The sequence below is a fragment of the Eggerthella sp. genome, from assembly GCF_048329335.1.
GTDB classification, from domain to species: domain Bacteria; phylum Actinomycetota; class Coriobacteriia; order Coriobacteriales; family Eggerthellaceae; genus Eggerthella; species Eggerthella lenta.
On sequence record NZ_DBFEGU010000132.1, the window covers coordinates 1 to 9,346 of the forward strand.

Sequence of the window (9,346 nt, forward strand, 5' to 3'; positions counted from 1 at the left end):
AGACGCTGGACGCGGAAGAGGACGCCGACGAACTGGAAGGTATCGCCAAGCGCCGTCTGCGGCGGGGCGTGGTTAACGTGGTGGACGTGGACGTCCCCCTGGGCATGATCATCCCGAAGGCGAAGCTGGCCATCGTCAGCCTGTCGGACACGCAGGGGGCGTCCACGTCGCGGCCGTCGCGCCACGTGGACATCACCGAGATCACCTTCCCGTACCAGCCGGGCGACTACGTGGTGCACGCCGCTCACGGCGTGGCCTACTTCAAGGAGCTGGTCCGCCGCGACGTGGACGGCACCGCGCGCGACTACCTGCTGCTGGAGTACTCCGAGGGCGACAAGCTGTACGTGCCGGTGGAGCAGCTCGACCGCGTGACGCGCTACGTGGGGCCGGAGGGCGCGAGCCCGCGCCTTACGCGCCTGAACACGGCCGATTGGTCGCGAGCGCTGGCCAAGGCGCGCAAGGCCACGAAGAAGCTGGCGTTCGACCTGGTGGACGTGTACGCGCGCCGCGCGTCCGTGCAAGGCTACCGCTTCGGGCCCGACACCGCGGCCCAACGCGAGATGGAGGAGGCGTTCCCCTACCAGGAGACGCCCGACCAGCTGGCCGCCATCGCGGACGTGAAGGCCGACATGCAGTCGGCGAAGCCCATGGACCGCCTCGTCTGCGGCGACGTGGGCTTCGGCAAGACCGAGGTGGCCCTGCGCGCCGCGTTCAAGGCGACGCAGGACTCCAAGCAGGTGATGGTGCTGTGCCCCACCACCATCCTCGCGCAGCAGCACTACACCAACTTCAAGGAGCGCTGCGAGCCGTTCGGCGTGCGCGTGGAGGTGCTCTCGCGCTTCCGCACGCCCGCGCAGCAGGCCGCCGCCCTCAAGGGCTTCCAGGAAGGTGACGTGGACGTGCTGGTGGGCACGCACCGTTTGCTGTCGCGCGATGTGAACCCGCACGACCTGGGGCTGGTCATCATCGACGAGGAGCAGCGCTTCGGCGTGGGCCACAAGGAGCAGATGAAGAACCTGCGCGAGTCCATCGACGTGCTCACGCTGTCGGCCACGCCCATCCCTCGCACCATGCAGATGTCGCTGTCGGGCGTGCGCGACATGAGCCTCATCCTCACGCCGCCCGACGAGCGCCGTCCCGTGGAAGTGCACGTGGGCGAGTGGGATCCCGACGTGGTGAGCGGCGCTATCAGGCGCGAGCTGGCGCGCGGCGGCCAGGTGTACTACGTGTCGAACCGCGTGCGCTCCATGGAGGAGGCGGTGCGGCGCGTCACCGCGGCCGCGGGCGAGGCGCGCGTGGGCGTGGCGCACGGGCAGATGTCGAAGGAGCAGCTGGAGCGCGTGATGGAGGACTTCAGCGCCGGCGAGCTGGACGTGCTGGTGGCCACCACCATCATCGAGAGCGGCATCGACAACCCGCACACGAACACGCTCATCATCGAGGACTCGCAGCGCTACGGATTGGCGCAGATGTACCAGCTGAAGGGCCGCGTGGGCCGTTCGTGCACGCAGGCGTACGCCTACTTCATGTTCCCCGAGCACATGGAGCTCACCGAGGAGGCGGCCGCGCGCCTGACCGCGCTGAACGAGCATACCGATCTCGGCAGCGGCATGCGCATCGCCATGCGTGACCTGGAGATCCGCGGCGCGGGCAGCCTGCTGGGCGCCGAGCAGTCGGGCAACATGTCCGCAGTGGGCTTCGACCTGTTCGCGCAGATGCTGAACCAGGCCGTGAGCGCCACGCGCGAAGGCGACCTCAAGGCCATGGACGCGCTGCCGCCCGCGCTCAGCGATATCACGGTGAACGTGCCGGGGCACACCTACCTGCCCGAAGAGTACGTGCCGGACGCCGACGAACGCGTGCTGTGGTATCGCAGGATAGCCTCGGCCGCCACCGAGCAGGCCGTGGAGGACGTGCGTGCCGACTTGGCCGACAAGCGCCCCGACATGCCGCAGGCGGCGAAGAACCTGTTGGAGAAGGCGCGCATCAAGGCCTACGCCAACGAGCACCATATCAAGACCGTGTCGGTGACGGCGGGCAAGCTGGTGGTGGAGCCCATCGACGTGCCCCGCGACAAGATGACGGGTCTGCGCCGTGCTGGCGGCCGCTACCTGGCCGACAAGCGCAAGCTGTCGCTGCCGCTGCGCTACTTCAAGCTGGACGAAGGCGACAACCTCCTGGCCCCCGTAGCCGAGTTCCTGGAGGAGCTGGCGAAATGAGGGAAGGGATCGCTGAGGGCGCGGCGGTGTTTCGGCGGCGGCATCTGCGGGGCGTGCTGTGCGCGCTCACGGGCGCGGGGCTGTGGGGGTTCTCGGGCGCGTGCGCCCAGTTCCTGCTGGCGAACTACGACATAACGCCCTCGTTCATCACGGCCGTGCGCATGCTGGGCGCCGGGGCGGTGTTCCTCCTGGTGCTGCTCGTGCGCAACCGCGCGCAGCTTGCGGCTATGCTGGGCGACCGGCGCACGCTCGGTCAGCTGGCCGTGTTCGGCGGCGTGGGGCTGTTCCTGTGCCAGATCACGTACACCATCGTGATCGGCTACACGAACGCGGGCACCGCAACCGTGCTGCAAACCACCGGCATCGCCTTCGTCATGCTGTTCACCTGCGTGCTCACTCGACGGATGCCGCGGGGGCGCGAGGTGACTGGGCTTGCGGCCGCCGTCATCGCCACCTGGCTCATCGCCACGCAGGGTGACCCCAGCGCGCTGTACCTGCCGCTCATGGGCCTGGCGTGGGGTATCGCGAACGGGCTGTCGGTGGCGTTCTACATCATGTACCCGAAGAAGCTGTTCGCCCGTTGGGGAAGCTTCGCGGTCACGGGCATCGGCATGTTCATCGGCGGTATCGTGGCCGCAGCGGTGTACTTCAGCGGCGTGGCGCTTGGCGAGCCGCTCGCGCTGCCGGCGCTCGATGCTGCAGGCGCGGCCGTGTTCGCAGCGTTCGTGCTAGTGGGCACGTTCGCGGCGTTCGCGCTGTACCTACACGGCGTGTCGGTGGTGGGGTCGGTGCAGGGAAGCCTGCTGGGCGCTGTCGAGCCGGTCAGCGCCACGCTGTTCGCCACGCTGTGGCTAGGCACCGCGTTCACCGGCGCCGACCTGGCGGGGTGCGCCCTCATGATCGCGATGATTTTCCTGGTGACAGGGGAGAAGCCGAACGTCCGGCAAGACGGCGCGCAGGCGGTTGAAGAGAGTCACTCGGCGAAGTCGTAGTGCTTTCGGTAGTACACGTACGAGGCGACGATGCTCGCGCCGGCTGCCGCCAAGAGGATGGCCACCATGGCGGGCATGACCAAGTTCATGGGCAGTGCGAGCCCGGCTACGACGGTCAGCACGCCCGAGGCGATCATCGCGTACCCGCCGAAACGCTGCGATTTGCGCCACACCTCGTCGTTGCTCAGGCTCCAGGGCGTGCGAAGGCCGAAGGCTTCGTTTCGATCGGATTTCGGCATGATGTTGCCGCAGATGACGAAGGCGATGCCCGCGACGAGGGCGGCGCCTCTTCCCACGTTGAGGTCGAGTGCTGCGAACGGCGAGCCGCTGCTGGAGAGCCCGTCCGCGAACACGAACAGCGAGAACACTGCCATCAGGGCCAAGAGCACGACATCGGCCTTCAAGAGCTTGTCGCCGTCGTGCGCGTCGCTTCGTTTCGCGATGAACGGAAGCCCCAGGCCGAACGCGAGCGCCAGCGCGGGAAACCATAGATGCTCGTACTTGCTTCCGATGCGGTCCGCCTCGCCGCTCGCGCCGAAATGCACGGCGACCTGGTCGGGCGCGAGCACGAGAAACGCCGCGTCCACGACGAGGTTGAGGACGATCAGAGCGTAGATAACCTTACGGATGTTCTTCATTCTGCCTGCTCCTTCAAATTCGCGATCCAAAGCAGCGTCTCTTCCAGCACGGACGCCTTCAACTCGTAGAAGATGTACTTGCCCTCGCGGTAGTCGCGCACGAGGCCGGCGTTCTTGAGCACCGAGAGGTGCCGGGACACGGCGGGTGCGGAGATGTCGAACAGGTCGGCGATGTCGCCGGCCGGCATGCGTCCGTGCTTGAGGTGCTCGAGGATATCCCTCCTCACCGGGTCGGACAGCGCTTTCAACGTCTCCTGGATGCCCATCGTCCTTCTCCGCAATAATTTAACAATATGGTTAAATATAACGCTTTGCAGCTGGAAGGGCAAGCGGGGAGCGGGGCGTGTCGGTTGCTGGGCTCAAAACGGCGCCCATGACAGTTTCGAAGCGCATCTCCTTGGCGTTGCGTCATCTGGTATGAGCAAAGCCCCAGATGGCGAAAAACCAGCGTACCTCTTCTTCGGTCAAACCGGCCCTCGTAGTGTCATGGGAGTCGATTTGCGTCCAAACCTCGAGATGCTCTCGGTAGCCGACGCACGCTTTCCAATCGGATTTCACATCGGCGCAATGGCTCGCGGCACGCCGGCGAAGGGCGCCACGCGTTTCGCGACCGTCTTCGTTTTGTGCGCGTTCGCCTGGACGACATTTTCTCGGACGCCGTCTTTGCTACGATGATCGGGATCGATCGGGCCGGATTCGATGCTGCGCGAATTTGCGCCGCTTTTGCTCTATCGGCCCGGGATACGACGAGGAAGGATGCGCGATGGGTTTGTTCATGACGCTTGAGGGGCTGACGGAGGAGGACGCCGTGCGGCTCGCGAGCGAAGAGGCCGTGCCGGCGGATCGCCTGCGGGTGTTCGACCTGCACTGCGACACGCTCGACCGGCTGGCGTTCCACGGCGACGCGTCGGTGCCGGGCGGCTTCGCCGCGCACGACGCGCGCATTCCCGCGCACCGCATGGCCACGCTCGCCGACAACGATGCCCATGTCTCGCTTGCGCGCACGGGAGGGTTCGCCTGGTGCCAGTGCTTTGCGGCGTTCATCCCCGACGAGGTGCGCGGCGACGAGGCCTGGACGCTGTTCCGGCGCGTGCAGTCCGTGCTGGAGCGCGAGCTGGAACGCTGCGGCGATAAGCTGGCGCAAGCGCGCACGATAGCCGAAGCCGACGCCGCTCTCGCCGCGGGCAAAACTGCAGCCGTGTTCACCGTGGAAGGCGCATCGTTTCTGGAGGACGACGGCGCAGCCGAGGGTCGCCTTGACGCGCTGGCCGACGCGGGCGTGCGCATGGTGACGCTCACCTGGAACGGACCGAACGCGCTGGGCAGCGGCAACGACACGAGCCACGGGCTGACCGGCTTCGGCCGCTCATGCGTGGGCGAGCTGGAGCGCCGCGGCATCATCGTTGACGTATCCCATCTCAACGACGCGGGGTTCAAGGATGTGTGCGCAACGGCGAGGCGCCCTTTCGCCGCCTCGCACTCGAACGCGCGCGCCGTGTGCGGGCATCCGCGCAACCTGGCCGACTGGCAGCTGCGCGAGCTGGCCGATTGCGGCGGCATCGCGGGGCTCAACTTCTGCACGCAGTTCCTGACCGATCGCCTGGCCGATCCGACGCGCGACGACGTGTTGCGTCACGTCGACCATGTGTTGGAGACGGCGGGCGAGGACGTGCTGGCGTTGGGCAGCGACTACGATGGCTGCGACGTGCCCAGCTGGCTGGAACCGTGCGACCGCATCGGCGCGCTGCATGAGCTGCTGGCTTGCGAGTTCGGCCGCGACATCGCCGACAAGGTGTTCTTCCGGAACGCGCGCGATTTCTTCGAGCGGGTCGAGTCCGTATAGCGGCCCCTGTCATCCTGAGCGTAGGCGCGCAGCGCCGAAGTCGAAGGATCCCGTGCGGCGATAGCTGGAAGTCTCACGGTTGGCGCCGCGCGCGATCCTTCGACTGCGCTCCCTGCGGTCGCTCCGCTCAGGATGACAGGCCGTTGCGCTTCGCTCGCCTAGAAAAGCTGGCAGCCTACGACTGCGAGCGCATGATGGTTTCGTGAACCCTCTTTACGAGTCTGATATCGTACTTATACTTTCTCGAGTACGAAATCAGACTCGTTAAGGAGCGAAGCGAGACATGGATACGCGCAACGACCGTGCGAATCGGAAATACAACAACCTGTTCAGGCTCGAGAACGAGCTGTACCACGACATAGCCGTGAAGATGGGACTGTCCGACAGCGCTTTCGGTATCCTGTACTGGCTCGACGATTTGGGCGACGGCTGTCTGCAGCGGGACGTGTGCGTGGCGTCGGGCCTGACCAAGCAGACGGTGAACTCGTCGGTGCATAAGCTCGAGCGCACGGGCTTCGTGGAGCTTCGGGTGGAGCAGGGGCGCGGCACGCACCTGCACCTTACCGAGGCTGGTCGCGCGTTGGTGGAGGAGCGCGTCCGGCCGGTGGCGGAAGCCGAGACGGCCGCGTTCGTTGCGATGGGCTCGCGAGACAGCGAAGAGCTGCTGCGGCTGACCCATCTGCATCTTGAGCTCCTGCGCGAGCAGGTGGAAGCTCTGCCGTACCCGGACGGACGGTGATCGTCGTGGCCATCAAGCTATCCGACCATTTCACCTACGGGCGCCTCGTGCGCTTCGCACTGCCCTCCATCGCCATGATGATATTCACGTCCATCTACAGCGTGGTGGACGGCCTGTTCGTGTCGAATTTCGCCGGCAAGGAGGCGCTGGCGGCCGTGAACCTCGTGTTCCCGCTGGCCATGGCGCTGGGCTCCATCGGATTCATGCTGGGCACGGGCGGCGCCGCCCTGGTGGCGAAGACGATGGGCGAAGGCGATGCCGAGCGGGCGAACCGCCTGTTCTCGTTCATAACGATCGCGGCGGCGGTGGCGGGCGCCGTCTTGATCGCGGTAGGCGCCGCAGCGCTCGAGCCGGTGCTGCTCCTTTTGGGCGCTCAAGGCAGTCTTTTAGAGCAAGGCCTTCTGTACGGGCGCATCCTGCTGGTGGCGTTGCCCCTGTTCATCGTGCAGAACGTGTTCCTGAGCTTCTTCATCGCGGCGGAGAAGCCGCAGGTGGGCTTCGCGGTGACGGTCGCAGCGGGTGTGACGAACATCGTGCTGGACTACCTGTTCATCGCCGTTTTGGGCTGGGGGATAGCGGGCGCCGCGGTTGCGACCGCGGCGGGCCAGGCGCTTGCCGCAGCGGTATCGGTCGCGTTCTTCGCGCGCAGCAAGACGAGCCGCCTTCGCTTCATGCGCCCGGCGGTGGACTTCCGCGCGCTGGGGACGGCCTGCGTCAACGGTTCGTCGGAGCTGATGACCGAGGTGGCCGCGTCGGTGGTGAGCATGCTGTACAACTACCAGCTCATGATGCTGGCCGGCGCCGACGGCGTGGCGGCGTACGGCGTGATCATGTACGTGAACTTCATCTTCACGGCGGTGTTCTTCGGCTTCTCCATGGGAACAGGGCCGGTGGTGAGCTATCACTACGGCGCGCAGAACCGGACCGAGCTCAAAGGGCTGTTCCGCAAGAGCTTCATACTGGTGGGAACCACAGGCGCCGCGATGTTCGCCGCCTCGCAGCTGCTGGCGGCGCCGCTGGTGAGCGTGTTCGTGGGCTACGATCCGGAGCTCGCCGCCATGACGCTGCACGGGTTCCGCATCTACGCGGTGGCGTTCCTCGTGTGTGGGTTCAACATATACGGCTCGGCGTTCTTCACGGCGCTCAACAACGGCAAGGTATCGGCGCTCATCAGCTTCATGCGCACGCTCGTGTTCGAAACGTCCACGGTCATGCTGCTGCCCATCGTGTGGGGCATCGACGGGGTGTGGAGCGCCATCATCGTGGCGGAGGCGTGCGCGCTCGTGCTGACGATGTTCTTCCTGGTGTACCTGCGCAAACCCTACGGCTACGCGTAGGGTTTGCCTGTCCGTCCCCCTATCTCGCGGAAGCGCGAGGAGCCGCGGCTAGCGATAGCAGGTGGCGGTCATCTTCGCGATCTGCTTGCCGAGGTCGTCCTCGACCGTGACGGTGTAGAATCCCAGATGGCGGCCCGGCTTGTCGCAGACGGCCGTGGCGGTGAGCGCCGCGCCCTGCGTGGAGCGGAAGAAGCTGATGGAAGAGTCCACCGACACGGTGGGCTCTTCGCCGATGTTGCAGCATATCGCCAGCGCGAAGTCGGCCAGCGTGAAGATGGCCCCGCCCATGACGTTGCCCATCGCGTTGCGGTGCACGTCGGCCAGCTCCATCGAGCATACGGCGCGCCCGCGCTCGCCCGACACGACGCGGCAGCCCGCCGCCTCGGTGGCGAAGCGATCGTTCGCGAACACGGCCTCGATCTCCTCGAGCGTGGGATCGTCGGAAAGCATCGCGCGCCTCCTATTCCGCCGGCGTGGCGACGGCGGCGAACAGCTCCAGCCATTCGCCGTCCTTCACCGTGACCGTCTGGGTGCCGCCTTTCAGGACGTACTTCGTGTCGATGATGGTATCGCCGTCGAAGTTGAGGCTGTTCATGACGTAGGCCGCACTGTCCTGGTCGGCAACGGCCGCCGCCTCGTCCTGCACCGTGATGGCGTAGGCGCCCGCCGGGATGTCGGTGCCCACATGGTACAGCCCGCTCTTGTAAGGCGCTTCGGGTTTGAAATCGGCCTGGTCGGCCGGGTACATGCGGTCGTCGCCCGCGCCCATGAACACGACAAGGTCGCCTTCCTCGAGGTCTGCGAAATAGTTGCCGAAATACGTGAAAACCGATTTCACGTCGTAGCCGCCCGACGAACCGTTGCTCGCGAACACGGTGAAGTAGCCTTCCTCGTCCATGCTGCCCTCGAAGAAGTAGCGGCCCGCTTCGATGTCCTGGCCTGCGCCCACGCGGTACACGCCCGAGGAGCACTTACCGTCCGCGATTTCGCTCGGCAGGTCGCCGGCGGCTTCCTTGATGGCCTCGTAGGTGTGGTACCCCGAGCCGTTCGAGTTGCCGCCGGAGCTGCCGTCGAAACCGTCGAAGGGGAAGCTGTAGCCGTAATCATCGAAGAGGTAGGAACCTCCGTATTCGTACGGGCTGCCGTAGCGGTCGTCCAGCATGACGGCGCACGATACGCAGCCCACGCAGCCGCCGATGCCCAGCAGGAGCACGAGCAGGCAGCCCGAGAGCACCCATGGCCACGCCCGCCTCTTCGGCTGCGCGGGCTCGGCGGGGTAGGGCGGCTGCGCCGGGTAGCCGTACGGAGGCTGGGGTGCGGCACCGTACGGCGGTTGGCCGTAAGGTTGCTGCGGGGCTTGGCCTCCGTACGGCGGCTGCGCGGGCTGGCCATACGGAGGATGGGGCATGCCGTAGGGGGGCTGTTGAGGTTGCGGCTGCTGAGGAGCGTACGCATTCCCCGGCAGCGGAGGGGGCACGGGAGCGCCGCCCGTCGGGGCAGCGGGCGGGTTCTGCCGGCCGTCGAGGCCGCCGGGCTCGTTCCGGTCGTCGCGTTCGTCGGCGGGTTGCTCGGGTGCGG

At 66.5% G+C, this 9,346-nt stretch carries 9 protein-coding genes; 5 read left to right on the forward strand and 4 right to left on the reverse strand.

Annotated features, from left to right (window positions below; genetic code table 11):
• Both mfd and ACMO6A_RS04055 read left to right on the forward strand, forming a co-directional pair.
• The coding region (gene mfd, locus ACMO6A_RS04050) for a transcription-repair coupling factor (protein WP_418470818.1) at positions 1-2,219 on the forward strand (2,219 nt) is incomplete at its 5' end.
• On the forward strand, positions 2,216-3,211 hold the full coding sequence (locus tag ACMO6A_RS04055) for a DMT family transporter (protein WP_009304581.1): 996 nt from the start codon (positions 2,216-2,218) through the stop codon (positions 3,209-3,211). The genes mfd and ACMO6A_RS04055, both read left to right, overlap by 4 nt.
• Here ACMO6A_RS04055 and ACMO6A_RS04060 read toward each other — a convergent pair.
• Entirely contained in the window at positions 3,193-3,849 is a 657-nt protein-coding gene (locus tag ACMO6A_RS04060) for an SdpI family protein (protein WP_009304580.1), read from the reverse strand. The two genes, ACMO6A_RS04055 and ACMO6A_RS04060, sit on opposite strands and share 19 nt — an antisense overlap.
• On the reverse strand, positions 3,846-4,115 hold the full coding sequence (locus tag ACMO6A_RS04065) for an autorepressor SdpR family transcription factor (protein ID WP_009304579.1): 270 nt from the start codon (positions 4,113-4,115) through the stop codon (positions 3,846-3,848). Before ACMO6A_RS04065 ends, ACMO6A_RS04060 begins: the two co-directional genes overlap by 4 nt.
• A gap of 497 nt (positions 4,116-4,612) precedes the next feature.
• On the opposite strand from ACMO6A_RS04065, the gene ACMO6A_RS04070 reads away from it, so the two are divergent.
• The 3 genes from ACMO6A_RS04070 (at position 4,613) to ACMO6A_RS04080 (ending at position 7,768) form a co-directional block, all read left to right on the forward strand.
• A complete protein-coding gene (locus ACMO6A_RS04070; RefSeq protein WP_009304578.1) occupies positions 4,613-5,692 on the forward strand; it encodes a dipeptidase in 1,080 nt (359 codons plus the stop codon).
• A gap of 283 nt (positions 5,693-5,975) precedes the next feature.
• Positions 5,976-6,431: a MarR family winged helix-turn-helix transcriptional regulator gene (locus ACMO6A_RS04075; RefSeq protein ID WP_009304577.1), complete on the forward strand. Its 456-nt coding sequence runs from the start codon at positions 5,976-5,978 to the stop codon at positions 6,429-6,431.
• Positions 6,432-6,436: 5 nt separating this feature from the next.
• Positions 6,437-7,768 (forward strand): MATE family efflux transporter, encoded by a 1,332-nt coding sequence (locus ACMO6A_RS04080; RefSeq protein ID WP_231566102.1) that lies wholly within the window; start codon positions 6,437-6,439, stop codon positions 7,766-7,768.
• Positions 7,769-7,816: 48 nt separating this feature from the next.
• Here ACMO6A_RS04080 and ACMO6A_RS04085 read toward each other — a convergent pair whose 3' ends face one another.
• Positions 7,817-8,218 carry a PaaI family thioesterase gene (locus tag ACMO6A_RS04085; protein WP_015760506.1) on the reverse strand — a complete coding sequence of 134 codons (402 nt, stop codon included), beginning with the start codon at positions 8,216-8,218 and terminating at the stop codon, positions 7,817-7,819.
• 10 nt (positions 8,219-8,228) lie between these two features.
• Positions 8,229-9,346, reverse strand: a 1,118-nt coding sequence (locus tag ACMO6A_RS04090) for a hypothetical protein (RefSeq protein ID WP_418470819.1), incomplete at its 5' end; no start/stop codon positions are given.

Bases quoted from the DNA above. Each gene is read 5' to 3' on its own strand.
- ACMO6A_RS04055 (WP_009304581.1), top strand. From the start codon at position 2,216: ATGAGGGAAGGGATCGCTGAGGGCGCGGCGGTGTTTCGGCGGCGGCAT.
- ACMO6A_RS04060 (WP_009304580.1), bottom strand. From the start codon at position 3,849: ATGAAGAACATCCGTAAGGTTATCTACGCTCTGATCGTCCTCAACCTC.
- ACMO6A_RS04065 (WP_009304579.1), bottom strand. From the start codon at position 4,115: ATGGGCATCCAGGAGACGTTGAAAGCGCTGTCCGACCCGGTGAGGAGG.
- ACMO6A_RS04070 (WP_009304578.1), top strand. From the start codon at position 4,613: ATGGGTTTGTTCATGACGCTTGAGGGGCTGACGGAGGAGGACGCCGTG.
- ACMO6A_RS04075 (WP_009304577.1), top strand. From the start codon at position 5,976: ATGGATACGCGCAACGACCGTGCGAATCGGAAATACAACAACCTGTTC.
- ACMO6A_RS04085 (WP_015760506.1), bottom strand. From the start codon at position 8,218: ATGCTTTCCGACGATCCCACGCTCGAGGAGATCGAGGCCGTGTTCGCG.